15 protein-coding genes are annotated in these 14,984 nt (G+C 68.2%); 1 reads left to right on the top strand and 14 read right to left on the bottom strand.

The genetic code is table 11. The features are described from left to right. Positions 1 to 63: 63 nt before the first annotated feature. From ACFTSA_RS18320 to dacB, 14 genes are all read right to left on the bottom strand, one after another. Entirely contained in the window at positions 64 to 993 is a 930-nt protein-coding gene (locus tag ACFTSA_RS18320) for a 4-phosphopantoate--beta-alanine ligase (protein WP_377953076.1), read from the bottom strand. 35 nt (positions 994 to 1,028) lie between these two features. Then, positions 1,029 to 1,958: a Rossmann-like and DUF2520 domain-containing protein gene (locus ACFTSA_RS18315; RefSeq protein WP_377953074.1), complete on the bottom strand. Its 930-nt coding sequence runs from the start codon at positions 1,956 to 1,958 to the stop codon at positions 1,029 to 1,031. Next, a complete protein-coding gene (locus ACFTSA_RS18310; protein ID WP_377953072.1) occupies positions 1,951 to 3,501 on the bottom strand; it encodes a PH domain-containing protein in 1,551 nt (516 codons plus the stop codon). Before ACFTSA_RS18310 ends, ACFTSA_RS18315 begins: the two co-directional genes overlap by 8 nt. Then, positions 3,498 to 4,010 carry a PH domain-containing protein gene (locus ACFTSA_RS18305; protein WP_377953071.1) on the bottom strand — a complete coding sequence of 171 codons (513 nt, stop codon included), beginning with the start codon at positions 4,008 to 4,010 and terminating at the stop codon, positions 3,498 to 3,500. The genes ACFTSA_RS18310 and ACFTSA_RS18305 overlap by 4 nt, the downstream gene beginning before the upstream one ends. Further along, a complete protein-coding gene (locus ACFTSA_RS18300) occupies positions 3,991 to 4,518 on the bottom strand; it encodes a DUF3180 domain-containing protein (RefSeq protein WP_377953070.1) in 528 nt (175 codons plus the stop codon). Before ACFTSA_RS18300 ends, ACFTSA_RS18305 begins: the two co-directional genes overlap by 20 nt. Next, entirely contained in the window at positions 4,515 to 5,099 is a 585-nt protein-coding gene (gene folK / locus ACFTSA_RS18295) for a 2-amino-4-hydroxy-6-hydroxymethyldihydropteridine diphosphokinase (RefSeq protein ID WP_377953069.1), read from the bottom strand. Before folK ends, ACFTSA_RS18300 begins: the two co-directional genes overlap by 4 nt. Next, positions 5,096 to 5,455 carry a dihydroneopterin aldolase gene (gene folB / locus ACFTSA_RS18290; protein ID WP_377953067.1) on the bottom strand — a complete coding sequence of 120 codons (360 nt, stop codon included), beginning with the start codon at positions 5,453 to 5,455 and terminating at the stop codon, positions 5,096 to 5,098. The genes folK and folB overlap by 4 nt, the downstream gene beginning before the upstream one ends. 24 nt (positions 5,456 to 5,479) lie before the next feature. Next, complete coding sequence (folP, locus tag ACFTSA_RS18285; protein WP_377953065.1) at positions 5,480 to 6,400, bottom strand: dihydropteroate synthase; 921 nt, start codon at positions 6,398 to 6,400, stop codon at positions 5,480 to 5,482. A gap of 10 nt (positions 6,401 to 6,410) precedes the next feature. Next, positions 6,411 to 7,049 carry a GTP cyclohydrolase I FolE gene (folE, locus tag ACFTSA_RS18280; RefSeq protein WP_377953063.1) on the bottom strand — a complete coding sequence of 213 codons (639 nt, stop codon included), beginning with the start codon at positions 7,047 to 7,049 and terminating at the stop codon, positions 6,411 to 6,413. 10 nt (positions 7,050 to 7,059) lie between these two features. Further along, positions 7,060 to 9,126: an ATP-dependent zinc metalloprotease FtsH gene (gene ftsH / locus ACFTSA_RS18275; RefSeq protein ID WP_377953061.1), complete on the bottom strand. Its 2,067-nt coding sequence runs from the start codon at positions 9,124 to 9,126 to the stop codon at positions 7,060 to 7,062. Between the two features lie 588 nt (positions 9,127 to 9,714). Further along, positions 9,715 to 10,266 carry a hypoxanthine phosphoribosyltransferase gene (gene hpt, locus ACFTSA_RS18270; protein WP_377953060.1) on the bottom strand — a complete coding sequence of 184 codons (552 nt, stop codon included), beginning with the start codon at positions 10,264 to 10,266 and terminating at the stop codon, positions 9,715 to 9,717. 29 nt (positions 10,267 to 10,295) lie between these two features. After that, positions 10,296 to 11,342, bottom strand: a complete 1,047-nt coding sequence (gene tilS, locus ACFTSA_RS18265) for a tRNA lysidine(34) synthetase TilS (protein ID WP_377953058.1) — start codon at positions 11,340 to 11,342, stop codon at positions 10,296 to 10,298. 149 nt (positions 11,343 to 11,491) lie between these two features. Further along, a complete protein-coding gene (locus ACFTSA_RS18260) occupies positions 11,492 to 12,610 on the bottom strand; it encodes a zinc-dependent metalloprotease (protein ID WP_377953057.1) in 1,119 nt (372 codons plus the stop codon). Positions 12,611 to 12,667: 57 nt separating this feature from the next. Next, positions 12,668 to 14,173 carry a D-alanyl-D-alanine carboxypeptidase/D-alanyl-D-alanine-endopeptidase gene (gene dacB, locus ACFTSA_RS18255; RefSeq protein ID WP_377953056.1) on the bottom strand — a complete coding sequence of 502 codons (1,506 nt, stop codon included), beginning with the start codon at positions 14,171 to 14,173 and terminating at the stop codon, positions 12,668 to 12,670. Positions 14,174 to 14,327: 154 nt separating this feature from the next. On the opposite strand from dacB, the gene ACFTSA_RS18250 reads away from it, so the two are divergent. After that, entirely contained in the window at positions 14,328 to 14,816 is a 489-nt protein-coding gene (locus ACFTSA_RS18250; RefSeq protein ID WP_003799714.1) for an inorganic diphosphatase, read from the top strand. Positions 14,817 to 14,984 lie beyond the last annotated feature (168 nt).

Raw genomic sequence — 14,984 nt, 5'->3', positions numbered from 1 at the left:
GCGCCGCTGCAGACTCCAACAGTGTAGTGGCCCGACCCATTCCCCGCACAGGGGCTTTATTCGTCAGGAGTTGAGCGGCACGTTGTCGATCAGCCGCACGGCGCCCACCTTCGCCGCAACCAGAGCCAGCCCCTCACCGCGGAAGGGTGTCTCGCGGCAGTTCTCCGCGAGCGGCTCCAGCGTGACGGGATCCACGACGTCGAGGTAGTCGAGCTGGACCAGGGGCTGGGACTCGATCAGGGCCCTGGCGGACTCGACATCGAGGGCCTCGTTCGCGTTGGCCCGCTCCTCAATAAGGCGCAGCGCGCGGGACAGGACCAGGGCGGCCTCGCGCTCCTCGTCCGAGAGGAAGCGGTTCCGGCTGGACAGTGCCAGTCCGTCGGCGGCCCGGGCCGTGGGCACTGCAACGATCTCCACGGGGAAGTTCAGATCGGCCACCATCCGGCGCACCAGGGCCAGCTGCTGGGCGTCCTTCTGCCCGAAGTAGGCGCGGTACGCCGGCAGCCCGCCGCCGGAGCCGGCCACGAAGGCGCTGCCGCCGGGAAGGCCGGTGCCCGGGATGCCCAGGTGCAGCAGTTTGGCCACCACGGTGAGCGCGCCGTCGAAGTGCCCGGGCCGGGACGCGCCCTCCCACTTCTCCCCCAGCGGACCGGAGGTGATCCTGACCATCGGCTGCCCGCCCGGGTACATCTCCTCGACCGAGGGCGCGAAGACAAGGTCCACTCCCTGTTCCTCGAGCAGCGCCATGTCCGCCTCGAGGGTCCGCGGGTAGCGGTCCAGGTCCTGCGCCTCGCCGAACTGCAGCGGGTTCACAAAGATGGAGGCCACCGCCACGTCGTTCTGTTCGACGGCGGCCCGCGCCAGTTGCCCGTGGCCGGCATGCAGCGCGCCCATGGTGGGCACGAGCCCCAGGGAGGAACCGTTCTTCTGCGTCAGCAGCAGCCGGCTTTGTGCGCGGAGGGAGTCCGCCGTCGTTACGAGTCGGATTACCATGTCAGTGTCCTCCCTTGGCCCTGCGGCCGTTTCCATCAGCGGCCGTCATCGGTGCCATCCCCGTGCGGGCCATCGTCGCCCGTGCGCTCTAGTGCGATACGAATATTGTCCGCCTGATCCGGCTTCAGCAGGCCCCGCCCTTCAGCCCGCGTGGCCGTGGCCCGTGCCATGGCGAGGTACGCGGCGAGGACGTCGCCGCCGGCTCCGGCGTCGTGCTCCCGGAGAGCGCGGGCGTGCGCCTCCACGGTTCCGGCATCCCCACGCGCCACCGGGCCCGTCAGTGCCGACTCACCGGAGGCAAGCGCGTTCTCCAAAGTTGCACGCAGCAGCGGCCCGAGCATGCGGTCCGGAAACTCCACGCCCACCTCGGTCAGCAGCTGGGACGCCTGCGCCACGAGCGTGACCAAATGGTTCGAACCGTGGGCAAGGGCGGCGTGGTAGATGGTGCGGTCGCCCTCGGCGATCACCACCGGTTCGGCCCCCATTTCGACGACGAGCGCCTGGGCGATGGGAAGCATGGCGGCGTCCGCCGTGACCCCGAACGTGCAGTCCAGCAACCGGGTCAGGTCCAGGCTCATGCCGGTGAAGGTCATGGCCGGGTGCAGCGCCAGCGGCACGGCACCGGCCGCCCGGACGGGATGCAGCACCCCGACGCCGAACCTGCCCGACGTGTGCGCCACGAGCTGGCCGGGCTGCCACGCACCGAGCTTGGCGAGCCCCTCCACGAGCCCGCCGAGGGCGTCATCCGGAACGGCCAGCAGCACCAGCTCAGAGCGTTCCACGATGTCCTGGATCTCCAGGACGGGGACGCCGGGCAGCAGCGTTTCGGCGCGTTCCCGGCTCGCGTCGGAAACGGCGGAAACCCCGACGACGGCGTGCTCGGCCGCGCGCAGCGCCGCACCGAGGACGGCACCCACCTTGCCGGCGCCGATGATTCCGACGCCGAGGCGTCCTGGCTTAGCCACGTTGCTGGCCTTCCTGTTGGGGTGCTGGGGTTGGATGCGGGACCGGCTCAACCACCGGTGCCGGCTCAACCACCGGTGCCCGCTTAACCGCCGGGGTCATGGCCGGGGCCACCTGGGCCAGCCACTGCTCGCTAGTCTGCCGCCGGCGCGCGGCGCGGGCGCGGGCCGCCTGGGCGTCGAAGAGCGCCTGCGCCTCCCGGATGTCGGCCTGGATCACCCGCGGTGCCACCGGCCCCGCGGTGGTGTGCAGCACGAGGTCGGCCAGGCCGAAGCGGCGGGCGAGGGGCCCCTGCTGCATTGCGATCGACTGGGTCCGCTCGTGCGGGACCACCACCAGCTGCCGCCACCAGCGCCCTGACCGCATGAGCAGTGCAGTGTCCGTGGCCGCGAAAGCGTTGCGGCGCCAGCCCAGCGGCGCCAGCAGCCGGGCCCGGCGCGGAGTGGTGACGAATCCGGCGTCGGAATCCAGTCCGTTCACACCCTGGTGGAAGACCCGCAGCGGATCGGCCGTTCCAGGGTCGGGCAGAACGAGGGCCAGCATGTTCAGGACGTCGTCCATCTTCCCCACCGGCAGCAGCGTGGTGCGGGCACCGGCCTCGCCGTTGTTCGCCCCGGCGGCCCCGTAACCGGCGGCGTTGACCTGCATCCGGTACCAGCCGAAGAGGCGCCACAGCGGCGGCTGGGCCACCTTGAGCGCCTGGATCCGGCCGGGCGGCAGGGTCTGTGCCTGTGTGTCGAGCAGCCCGTAGCGGAGCCGGATCCCGTCCGGCGAGATGGCCGCCGTGAAGTTGTAGCCCTTGGTGAACGAATTCCAGTACGCGGCGATGAGGCCGAGCGCCGCGGGAATCAGGTACAGGAAAAAGGCCCTGTTCTCGGTGAGCGCGGACAGCATCACCGAGGCCGCGGCGCCCAGGACCACAAAGACGCTCTGCTCGCTGAGCAGGAGCGAACCGACCAGGCGCGACGGCGGGACCTGCAGCACCTGCTGCTCCGGCGCCTCGGGAGCGGCTGCTTCGGGGTGCTCGGGATCCAGTCGGACTCCCGACGCGCGGGCCAGGATGGTGGCGCGCAGCTGGCGCGCGTCTTCGATGCGCAGGTACGCGAGCCGGACGGCGGACTCGCCGGCGTCGGCGACCTCGAACTTGAGCTCCGCCAGGCCGAAGATCCTGGCGAGCAGGGGCTGGACGATGTCGATGGCCTGGACGCGGTCCAGCCGCGCCTGCCGCTGCTGCTTGAACAGGAAGCCGGTGTTGATCCGGACGTAGCCCTCCGCCACCTGGTAGCGGGTGAAGTACCAGGACAGGATGAAGCCGAGGACCGCCAGCACCAGCATCAGTGCGCCGCCGCCCACGAGCCACGGGGCGCGGCCGGCGATGCGGTCATCTATAAGGGGCTGGCCCTGCAGCAGCCGTTCGAAACTGTCCCGACCGAAGAAGTAACCGATGGCGGCAAGGGCTACCCAGCCCCGCACGAAAGGTGTGGCCGGGTGCACGCGCAGCCACGCGCCGTCGGGCTTTCCGGAAGCGGGCCCGCCGCCGCTCACAGCCCGGCCAGCCTGGCTTCGCCGCGTGCCGAGAGCTGTTCCCTGAGCCGGGCGCCTTCCTCTGCGGGAAGGCCGGGAATCCCTGCGTTGGTGCCGGCGGATGCCGTGTGCAGCTTCAGGGTGCACAGCCCCAGCCCGCGTTCCACCGGGCCCGCGCTGATGTCCACGTACTGCATGCGGCCGTACGGCACCACCATGACGCGCTGGAAGAAGATTCCGCCGCGGATGAGGAGGTCGTCGTCTCGCTCGGCGTAGCCGATGGCACGCACCTGCCGCGGGATCAGGGCCAGGCGCCACAGCGCCAGCAGCAGCATGAAGGCGGGAATGCCGATGGCCAGCCACAGCGGCGGCCACCGCCACCAGCCGAGCCGGACGAACACCAGCGGCAGGCTCAGCACGGCCACCATGACCAGGTTGCCGACGGCCCACTCGACGAGCCGGACCGTAACGTATTTCGGGGACACGCGCAGCCAGGTGATCCCGGGGGGATCAATCGCCGCGGTAGGCATACTCGCCTTCCCCTTTGGCCTTGCCCCGGCCGCGGCCCGGCAGGCCTTCGCCGGCGTCCGTCTCGCCGTCCTCCGGCGGGATCTTGCAGAAGCGTTCGACGACGAGCCCCACCACGATCATGACCAGCCCGCCGCCGGCCATTCCGAGGGCGAGCCAGGTGACGTCCAGCCCGCTGCGGATGCTCCAGAACCTCAGCTGGTCCAGGAAGATCCCCGCGTGCCAGCCCAGCAGCATCGCACCGGTGTACGCGCAGGCCTGGGCGAGCACCAGCGTCCACGCCGCCAGGATGGGGTTCAGCATTTTCTTCTTCTTGCCGTTCCGCCAGCGGAGCACCCGGATGCCCAGCACCAGGGTCAGTGCCACGATGATGCCCATGGTGACCAGTGCCGTGGCCGGCAGGACCGGGGTGGCCATGCCGTAACGGACGGTCAGGACGGCGGCGGACCAGCCTGCGATGGCCAGGGCAACGCCCACGACTGCGAGCAGCAGCGGGCTCACGGGCTTCACGGCTGTCCCACCGTCCCGCCGTCGGGCACGCCGTCGAAGTCCCCGAAACCGTCGAAAGGCTTCAGATCCGGGAAATCGGCGGCCCTGGCGGCCAGCTCGGCCACCGGCTGCCCGTTCAGGGTGGCCGCGGGTTCCATCTGGGCCCAGGGGAAGAGCACGAAGGCCCGCACTGCTGCGAACGGGTGGGGCAGGGTGAGCACCGGATCGTCGCTCTGGAGGTCGCCGTAGACGATGACGTCGACGTCGAGCGTGCGCGGGCCCCAGTGCACCTCACGCACCCGGTGGTGCTTGTTCTCCACCGACTGGCAGTGCTTCAGAAGCTCGAGAGGTTCCAGCGACGTTTCCACGGAAATCACCATGTTGAGGAAGTCCGGCTGCCCGGAGGGACCGCCGACAGCCTTGGTCTGCACGATCGGCGATACGGCCAGGAGCCGCACCTCCGGGCGGTCCACGAGGTCCGCCACAGCCTCGGACAGCGTCTCGTTCCTCGCGCCGAGGTTGCTGCCCAGCGCCAGCACGGCACGCGTGTAGCCTGTCTTCGCGGCTGCCGGCTTTTCATGCAGTGCAGGTGCCGGGGTCATGACCGCTCCCGGTAGACACTGACGGCGACGTCGCCGAAGGGAACCTCGATGGGCGCCTTCGGCTTGTGCACCGTGATCTCCACGGCCTGGATCTTGAATTCCTTGAGCAGGCCCTCGGCCATCCGCACCGCCAGTCCTTCGATCAGGTTCAGCGGCTCACCGGTGATCCAGTCGGTGATCCGTCCGGCCACCTCACCGTAGTGCGTGGTGTCGCGGACGTCGTCCGACTCCGCCGCCTGGCTGAAATCCAGGTGCAGCACCGCGTCCACCACAAACGGCTGGCCTTCGCGGCGCTCAAAATCGAACACCCCGTGGTAGCCGGTGGCGGTGACACCGGTCAGCGAGATCCTGTCCATGGCTGTTCTGCTAGGCCTTCCTGGTCACTGGCCGTGGTCCGGGGCCGCCATGCGGGCGGCCACCTTGACGGCGTCAAGGCTGGGTCCGACGTCGTGCACGCGCACGGCCCACGCGCCGCGGGCGGCGCTGATGGCGGTGATGGCGGCGGTGGCGGCGTCGCGCTCCTCCGGGAGCGCCGCCTTGCCGGAGACCGTCAGGAGTGTGCCGAGAAAACGCTTGCGGGACGCGCCCACCAGCACCTTGTGGCCCATGGCGTCGAGCCGGTCCAGGTTCCGCAGCAGTTCCCAGTTCTGCACGTCAGTCTTGGAGAACCCGATGCCCGGGTCCACGATGATCTGCTCGGGCCGGACACCGGCCGCGTACAGCTTGTCGCGGACGCCGTTGAGTTCGGAGACGACGTCGTTCGCCACGTCGTCGTACTCCGTCAGGGAGGTCATGGTCTTGGCGTCGCCGCGGCGGTGGGTCAGAACATAGGGCACCTTGGTCTTCGCCACGAGCTCGGCCATGCCGGGTTCGATGCTGAGGCCGGAGATGTCATTGATGATCGCCGCCCCGGCGTTCAGCGCGGCCTCGGCGGTGGAGACGTGGGTGGTGTCGATGCTGACCAGGGCGCCCGCCTTCACGAGGGCTTCGATGACAGGCACCACCCGGCGCTGCTCCTCCGCCGGGCTGACCTCCTCGGCGCCGGGGCGGGTTGATTCGCCGCCGACATCGATGATGTCGGCTCCCGCGTAGAACATCCGGAGGCCGGCGGCGATGGCGGAATCCGCCGTCGCGTGCTTGCCGCCGTCGCTGAACGAATCCGGGGTGACGTTGAGGATGCCCATGACGAGCGTGCGGTCTGTGGGCAGGGCTTCGAACTTGGCTGCCGGCCGCGGTTTGCGCAGGATGGGCAGGGGTGAGGTTGCGGGGCCGGTTCCAGGTGCTGCAGCTAGGGAATCCATAGTCTGTTTTTTACCTTCCGAGTATGAGGCTCATGGCTTCGGCACGGGTGGCCGGGTCATGAAGTTGCCCGCGAACCGCGCTTGTGACGGTTTTGGCTCCGGGCTTGCGGATGCCGCGCATGGACATGCACATGTGTTCGCATTCCACCACCACGATGGCTCCGCGCGGCTTGAGGAATGTGACCAGCGCTTCGACGATCTGCGTGGTGAGGCGCTCCTGCACCTGCGGGCGGCGGGCATAGATATCCACCAGCCGTGCCAGCTTGCTCAGGCCCGTCACCCGGCCGTCGTGCGAGGGGATGTACCCCACGTGCGCGACGCCGTGGAACGGCACCAGGTGGTGCTCGCAGGTGGAGTAGAACGGGATGTCCTTCACCAGCACGAGCTCCTCGTGGTCGAGGTCGAAGGTGGTGCCGAGCACGCTGCCCGGATCCTGGTGCAGCCCGGCAAAAACCTCAGCATAGGCCTTGGCCACGCGCTTGGGCGTGTCCTGCAGCCCGCCGCGGTCCGGGTCCTCCCCTATGGCCAGCAGGATTTCCCGCACGGCTGCTTCAATCCGGGGCCTGTCCACCTTGTGGTGGCGGCTTGAGCCGTCCACCGCCAAATGGTCGGCGGTGGCGGTGAGGTCGTCGTCGTCGAAGTGAGTCACACCAAAGAGCTTAGCCGTGGTGACCGTCTGGACCGGCTTCCGTTACTCCGCTCTGGAAGGAGGCGTCCTCCGGAACACCCTGCGGGTGCGGCGGAATGGCGTCCAGTGGTTCCTCGAGCCGGGCTTCCTTTGCTTCTTCCTGCGCTTCGCGTTCCGCCCGCTCCTGCCGCGACTCAACCGGGCCGGCGTTGGAGACCGGGCGGGTCTCCTTGGACAGCCAGACCTCGCGGAAGTCGCGCTTGCGGATGTCGCGGAAGACGTCGGCGATCTCAGCCTGGTTCAGGGTTTCGCGTTCCAGGAGCTCCAGGGCCAGCCGGTCCAGGACATCCCGGTTTTCAGTGAGGATGGCGTAGGCCTCGTCGTGGGCCTGGTCTATCAGGCGTCGGACCTCTTCATCCACGATGTAGGCGATCTGGTCGGAGTAGTTCCGCTCATGGCTGGCGTCGCGGCCCAGGAACGGCTCGCCTCCGCCCTGGCCCAGGCGCACGGCACCGACGCGTTCGCTCATGCCGTACTGCGTGACCATCTGGCGGGCCGTGGACGTAGCCTTCTCGATGTCGTTCGAGGCGCCCGTGGACGGATCGTGGAAGACGATCTCCTCGGCGACGCGGCCGCCCATGGCGTAGGCCATCTGGTCCAGCAACTCGTTGCGGGTGACGGAGTACTTGTCGTTCTCCGGGACCACCATGGTGTAGCCCAGGGCGCGTCCGCGGGGCAGGATGGTGATCTTGGTGACCGGAGCGGAGTTCCGGAGGGCGGCTGCCACCAGGGCGTGGCCCCCTTCGTGGTACGCGGTGATCTTGCGCTCGTGTTCCTTCATGACGCGGCTGCGCTTCTGCGGGCCGGCCATGACGCGGTCGATGGCTTCATCGAGTGCGCGGTCGTCGATGAGGTTGGCGTTGGAGCGTGCGGTCAGCAGCGCGGCCTCGTTGAGCACGTTGGCCAGGTCGGCGCCCGTGTAGCCGGGGGTCTTCTTGGCCACGGCCTTGAGGTCCACGTTGGACGCCATGGGCTTGCCCTTGGCGTGGACCTGGAGGATCTGGTCGCGGCCGACGAGGTCCGGCGCTTCCACAGAGACCTGCCGGTCGAAGCGGCCGGGGCGGAGCAGCGCCGGGTCCAGGACGTCTGGCCGGTTGGTGGCGGCGATCAGGATGACGTTGGTCTTGACGTCGAAGCCGTCCATTTCGACGAGCAGCTGGTTGAGGGTCTGCTCACGTTCGTCGTTACCGCCCCCGACGCCGGCACCGCGGTGGCGGCCGACGGCATCGATTTCATCCACAAAGATGATGGCGGGCGCGTTGGACTTGGCCTGCTCGAACAGGTCACGGACGCGGGAGGCACCAACACCGACGAACATTTCAACGAAGTCCGAGCCCGAGATGGAGAAGAACGGCACGCCCGCCTCACCCGCGACAGCACGGGCCAACAGGGTCTTGCCTGTACCCGGAGGGCCATAGAGCAGCACACCCTTGGGGATCTTGGCGCCTACGGCCTGGAACTTGGCAGGCTCCGCAAGGAATTCCTTGATTTCCTGGAGCTCCTCGACGGCCTCGTCGGCGCCGGCGACGTCAGCGAAGGTCACCTGGGGCATGTCCTTGCTGACCATCTTGGCCTTGGACTTGCCGAACTGCATCACCTTGGAGCCGCCGCCCTGCATGCGGGACAGCAGGAACCAGAACAGGACACCCAGCAGCAGCACCGGCACCAGCAGCGAGAAGAGTCCCGAGAGCCAGTTGCTCTCCACCGGCTGGTCCGTGTAGCCCTTGGAGGGGTTGGCAGCGGTCACGGCCTTGACGACGTCCGGGCCGCGGTCGTTGACGAAGAAGAACTGGACGTTCTTGCCCTTGTCCTGGCCGTCGATGACGAGGTTGTCTTTCAGCACCAGGTCGACGCGGTTTTCGCCGTCGAAGATCTTGGCCTGTTCCACCTTGCCCGGCTGGGAGAGGAGCTCGAGGCCTGGCTGCGTGTCGATGCGCGTCGAGCCGCCCGGAGCCAACGTTGCAAAGGCCAGCAGGAGCATGCCGACCACAACAATGATCCAAATGCCCGGGCCCTTGAAGAAACTCTTAGCTTTCATCTGTTCGGGGGCTGGCCCCGTCCCTCCTGGTAGTGCTGCACGGCGCGAGGACTGCGCGCGTGTGGTGCTGCGTCGTTTCTAGCTATACACCGTCAGGAGTAATTCACGCACGGTGTAATACAAAAGTTCCCTCAGGGCGTAGTGGCTGGTCGGGCTGGGAATGCGTCTGTGGATGCGGCCAAGTCGGGCGGCGGCGGGCATTTCTGCACCGCTTTCACGGCTGCCCGGAAACCCGTCCCCGGCGTTGCTGGCCCGAGCACATCGACGTGCCGCTAAAGTGGTGCAGAAATGCGGGGCCGGCTGGTGGCCACAGCGTCTCCGCGGGCTCAGTTGTCCACATACGCGGGCCTCTGCCTGCCGGAATGCACCGCCGCGGGGCCACGCTGGACCACATGCAGCCCACGGACTTCCTCGCACGGCACGGAGGCGTGGCCAGGCCGGCGCACCTGAGGCGGGCGGGATTCACCCGAGGGCAGATACGCACCGCTTTAAGCAGCTCGCGCCGCCGCCGGACCCGTGTTGTCAGGGCTCGACGGCGGCGCGGTCACCGAAAGCGGTGCAAAATGCGGGGCCGGCTGTCGGAGGTGTCTACTCGTAGACGTGCGGGGCCAGGGTGCCCACGAAGTCCAGGTTGCGGTACTTCTCGGCGTAGTCCAGGCCGTAGCCCACCACGAACTCGTTGGGGATGTCGTAGCCAACGTATTTGACGTCGATCTCCACCTTGGCGGCGGTGGGCTTGCGGAACGCGGTGCAGATTTCCACCGACGCGGTGCCGCGGGATTCGAGGTTGGTCTTCAGCCAGGACAGGGTGAGGCCTGAGTCGATGATGTCCTCGACGATGAGTACGTCCTTGCCCATGAGGTCCGTGTCGAGGTCCTTGAGGATTCGCACCACACCGGAGGACTGCGTGCCGGAGCCGTAGGAGGAGACTGCCATCCAGTCCATGGAAATGTGCGAGTGCAGGGCCCGGGCCAGGTCGGCCATGACCATGACGGCTCCCTTGAGCACGCCCACGATCAGGATCTCGCGGCCTTCGTAGTCCTTGTCGATCTGGGCCGCGAGCTCGCCGATGCGCTGCTGGATCTGTTCCTTGGTGTAGAGAACGTGCTTGAGGTCTGCCTGGACGTCGGATGAATCCACCAATTGCTCCTGTGTAGATGCGGGGGCGACTATTTGCGGGACGGTTTATGAAGCCGGAATACAAGCTTCCCACAGCGGGCGGCCTCGCGGGGAACGCCTTCCGCCCCGCCCGGCCCCTGGGCACGCTCCCGGTCCTGCTCGGCCAGCGAAAGACGGTACACGCTGACCCCGCCGGGCAGCTCCACCGGACCGGCCGAGCCCTTCCGCCGCAGCAGTGCCTCCGCCGCCAAAAGGCGCTGGTAGCTGGGCTGTTGACCGCCGACGGCGGCAGCCGCCTTTGCGATCACCCGGAACCTGATGGCCGGGGCCAGGCCGGCTAGGGCAGCCTCCGCGAGGCTGGTGTCCGGGCCGTCATGCTCGACGAGCGACTCGTAGGTGCTGTTGGCCACGTCCTCCAGATAATCCGCATCCAGCTGCAGGATGGCGGCGGTGCGTGCCAGCGATTCGGCCACGCCCGGACCGAGCTTTTCCTCCAGCACCGGCATGACCTCCACACGCGTCCTCGAACGGGCAAAGGCAGGATCCGTGTTGCTGGGGTCGTGCCAGGGCTCGAGCTCCTCCGCGCGGCAGATCTCCAGGGTGTCTTCCCGGCGCAGGCCAAGGAACGGCCGGAGCAGCTTTCCGCGGGCAGGTCGCATCCCTGCCAGGGAGCGCGTGCCGGAACCACGGGCCAGGCCCAGCAGCACCTGCTCCGCCTGGTCATCGAGCGTATGTCCCAAAAGGACGGCGCCCGCTTCCCACTCCCCTGCCGCCGCCTCAAGTGCGGCATGGCGGGCATCCCGGGCTGCGGCTTCCGGCCCGAAACCGGTGGCGGCAACATCCACCGTACGGATCTGCACCGGGTCCAGGCCGAGTTCCCGGAGGATCTCAGCGGTTCCCGCGGCGACCTCGGCGGAACCTGGCTGCAACTGGTGGTCCACCACCACCGCGCCGACGGTGACCGGCCGGCCGTCCACGTGGCCGCGCCGGGCGAAGTAGGCGGCCACAGCCGCCAGGGCCAGGGAATCGGGTCCGCCACTGCAGGCCACCAGGACGCGTTCGGGGTAGCCGGCGCCGGCCAGTGCCTCCTGCAGCATTTTCCGTGCCGTGCCCAGGACCGGCGCAAGCCGGCCCGGCCGCCGCCGCCCGCTGGGAACGGACCCGCTGGGAACAGACCCGCTGGGGACGGGGCCGCTGCGAACAGGAGAAGAGCCGCCGGCAGTGCTGGGGAGGTGCTGCACGGAACCTAGAAACCCATCCTGTCGAGCCAGATCCTGGCGTTGTGGATTTCCTCTTCCGTGGGCAGGTTCGCCGGAGCTTCCCAGACCCGGTTGAAGCCTTCCATCCCGGCCACATCCACCACGGCACGGACAAATTTGGCGCCGTCGCTGTACTGCTTCATCTTGGCGTCGAGGCCCAGCAGGCTGCGGATGAACTTCTCAATGACACCCCGGTCCTTGCCGCGGGCGTTGAACCGCTGCCGGATGGTCTTCACGGACGGGACGATGCTGGCATCCACGGCGTCCATCACCACGTTCGCGTGGCCCTCGAGCAGGCTCATGACCGCCGTCAGGTGTGACAGCGAGGCCTTCTCCTCGGGGTCCTGCAGGAGGTCGAGGATGGCGCCGCGGCCCGGAGCGGAACCGGAGGCGGCCCGGTCCTTGAGCGAGCGGGCGGCTGCCGAAGCGCGTTCCATCAGGGAGTCGACGTTGCCCAGCAGGTGCCCGCTGAGGTTGTCGATCTCGTTCAGCATGTGGTGCCGGAGCCAGGGCGCCGCGGCGAACTGCACCCGGTGCGTCTGCTCGTGCAGGCACACCCAGAGCCGGAAATCCGTGGGGGTAACGTTGAGCTCGCGCTCGACGGCGATGATGTTTGGTGCAACGAGCAGCAGGCGGCCGCCGGACGGCGCCTGCGATCCTTCGGCGAGGGCGGCAAACGGATCGTACTGGCCCAGGACCTTGCTGGAGAGGAAGGCGAGCACGGCGCCGAGCTGGCTGCCGGTGATGGCGCCGCTCACGGAAGCAGCGCCCGGGCTGATGGTGCCGCGGCGGTTCTCCAGCATCTTTTCGATGGCGGGCTTCAGCATCACCGCAAAACTCTGCGTGTTGGCCTTCGCCCAGGAGGCACGCTCCACGACCAGAACCGATGAGTCACGCAGATCGCGTGCCGCCTCCAGCCCGGTGATCTGGTGGACGTGCGGAACGGAGGCGTCCGCCAGCTCGCGCAGCTGGGAGACGGCGTCGCCGATCTCGGCAGCAGTCAAGGACGGGCCGGGCGGAGCCAGCCGTGCTGCTGCGGACGCGGCGAGGTCCCAGTTAATGAGAGCCTGGGCAGGGGCGGATGACTGGCTTGCAGTTGACTCCATAGGCTCCATCAGAACATACGTGCCTTGCCGCGCGCCTTAAGTTCGCTGACTGGCGAACTAACTGCAGCCGCAGCCGGCCAAAGCCGTGGCCGCCGTATCCAGCGCCGGCTTGTTGCCCTCCGCTCCCGGCGTCAGGCCGTTGCCGATGAAGGAGAACACCAGGAGCCGGCCGTCGGCGTCCACCACGTACCCGCTCAGTGCAATGACGGCGTTCAGGGTTCCTGTTTTGGCGCGCACCAGGCCGGCACCCTCGGCCGTGGACTCGTCGATGTATCTGTCGCCCAGCGTGCCCGTCAGCCCGGCCACCGGAAACCCCGCCAGCGCGGCCCTGAGCCGGGTGTCCTTGCCGTTGGTGATGGCCCGAACCACCTCCGAGAACTGGCGGGCGGACACCTGGTTGGCCAGGGCCAGGCCGGACACATCCGCGGCGGACATCCCCTCCGTGGGGACTCCGAGCCCGGCGAGCTGCCCCAGAACGGCTGCCTTGGCGGACTCATACGTCGCCGGCTGGCCGGCAGCCACCGCGGTCATGCGGCCCAAGGTTTCGGCGAGGTAGTTGTCCGAGGTCTGGAGCATGAGGTCCACCTGCTGGCTGACTGTCGCGGACTGAACTTGAGCGAGGACTTTGGCGTCCGCGGTCTGCCTTCCGTCAAGGCGTACGACGGCGGGTGCCACAGTCATGCCCGCGGCGGCACCTGCCGCTTTGAGGCCCGCAGCGAACGCCTCCCCCGCGGCGATGGCGGAGTCCTGGGGCCGGGATGCCGCGGTGTCCGCGGGATCAAACCGTGCCGAGTTCAGGGCGAGTGGAAACAGCGGGGCAGTCTCGCCGGCGGCAACGTCATCAGGGTTCCAGGCCGGGTTCAGCGCCGGGCCAGTGAAAAGGGAATCATCCACGAGCACCTGAAGCTGCCCCTTGAAGCCGGCCTTGCGCAGTGAGTCCACAGTCTGTTTGGCCAGCGTTCCGAGCCCGGCATGGCCCAGGACCTTGGACTCGGCGGAGTCGCCGGCGCCGAGCAGGACGTCGCCGCCGCCCACCAGCACGACGGACCTCGTCGCTCCCCCAGTTGCCCCCGGGGATGGCGCGGCCGGACCGGCGACAACCTTGGTGTTGAACCGTTCCTCGGGGCCGATCCCCCGCAGCGCGGCCACGGCGGTGAGGAGCTTCATGTTGGAGGCCGGGATCCGGTTTGTGGCACCGCCCCGGTCATAGAGGACCTTGCCGGTGGCGGCGTCCTGGACCACGGCTGTGAACGTTCCGCCGCCGTCGGTCTTGAGGACAGGGTCCAGCCGGGCCGCCACATTGGCGGGAACGGGCACCGGCGCGGCGGTGCTGAGCGGGTCGATGCCCTGCGGGACGGACAGGTGCTGCGGGACCAACTGCCAGGCGGGGGTTTGCACGGATTCGGCTGTGGACCGGGCCGGACCGGTCAGGGCGGGCGCAATGAGCACCCCTGCGGGAACGGCCAGCGCCAGGAGGAGCACTGTGACCAGGACGGTCGGCCAACTCCGGACCACTGTGGAAAGCCTGCCGCGGCCGCTCGCCGTGCCCCTGGTGCCGCTCATACTGCTGGTCCTCAAAGTCCTGAAATTACCCCATTAGTTCCTGAAACCTGGGCCTCTCGCTATATCCTCAATAGTAGTCGGCGGCACCGACAGTCCATTTTTGGTTGATCATCGCGTGTGCCGCGAACACCAAGCAATCGTCGAGGAGCATTCCATGAAGCATGACGTGACCATCGAGATCCCCAAGGGATCGCGCGTCAAGTACGAAGTCGACCACGAGACCGGCCGAGTCCGCCTGGACCGCGTCCTCTTTACTTCCATGCAGTACCCCACCCACTACGGCTTCTTCGAGAACACCCTCGGCGAAGACGGCGACCCGCTGGACGCGCTGGTGCTCCTGCAGGACTTCGATCTGCACCCGGGCGTCATCGTCGAAGCCCGCCCGATCGGCGTCTTCAACATGACCGACGACGGCGGCGGAGATGCCAAGGTCCTCTGCGTTCCGGCGGACCCGCGGTTCGATCACATCCAGGAAGTCAGCGACGTCAACGAATTCCTGATCAAGGAAATCGAGCACTTCTTCACCCGCTACAAGGACCTCGAGCCCGGCAAGTGGGTCAAGGCCGAAGGCTGGGCCGACCGCGCGGCTGCCGAAGCCGAACTCGAAGCTTCCATCAAGCGCTACGTGCCCGCGGCACACTGACGCTTAGCGATTAACTTCGACTGGGCCCACTCCGCCAGGTTCCCTATCCGAGCGAAGCGAGGTTAGGGAGGCGGGGGGGGGGGGGGGGGGAGGAACCCCGCCCCCCCCCCCCGGGGGGGAGAGTGAGGGGAGTCTGCGGGGTTCCGCGGAAAAGAAAAAGTATGTGTG

Origin of the sequence: Arthrobacter sp. NPDC057013 (genome assembly GCF_042674585.1) — a bacterium.
Classification (GTDB): Bacteria; Actinomycetota; Actinomycetes; order Actinomycetales; family Micrococcaceae; genus Arthrobacter.
Note: the sequence above shows the minus strand (reverse complement) of the source record. Positions and strands in the feature narration are given on the sequence as shown.

Coding starts and splice junctions, on each gene's coding strand:
- ACFTSA_RS18320 (WP_377953076.1), bottom strand. CDS start 993: ATGGTAATCCGACTCGTAACGACGGCGGACTCCCTCCGCGCACAAAGC.
- ACFTSA_RS18305 (WP_377953071.1), bottom strand. CDS start 4,010: ATGCCTACCGCGGCGATTGATCCCCCCGGGATCACCTGGCTGCGCGTG.
- folK (WP_377953069.1), bottom strand. CDS start 5,099: ATGACCCCGGCACCTGCACTGCATGAAAAGCCGGCAGCCGCGAAGACA.
- folB (WP_377953067.1), bottom strand. CDS start 5,455: ATGGACAGGATCTCGCTGACCGGTGTCACCGCCACCGGCTACCACGGG.
- folP (WP_377953065.1), bottom strand. CDS start 6,400: ATGGATTCCCTAGCTGCAGCACCTGGAACCGGCCCCGCAACCTCACCC.
- ftsH (WP_377953061.1), bottom strand. CDS start 9,126: ATGAAAGCTAAGAGTTTCTTCAAGGGCCCGGGCATTTGGATCATTGTT.
- tilS (WP_377953058.1), bottom strand. CDS start 11,342: ATGCTGCAGGAGGCACTGGCCGGCGCCGGCTACCCCGAACGCGTCCTG.
- ACFTSA_RS18260 (WP_377953057.1), bottom strand. CDS start 12,610: ATGGAGTCAACTGCAAGCCAGTCATCCGCCCCTGCCCAGGCTCTCATT.
- dacB (WP_377953056.1), bottom strand. CDS start 14,173: ATGAGCGGCACCAGGGGCACGGCGAGCGGCCGCGGCAGGCTTTCCACA.
- ACFTSA_RS18250 (WP_003799714.1), top strand. CDS start 14,328: ATGAAGCATGACGTGACCATCGAGATCCCCAAGGGATCGCGCGTCAAG.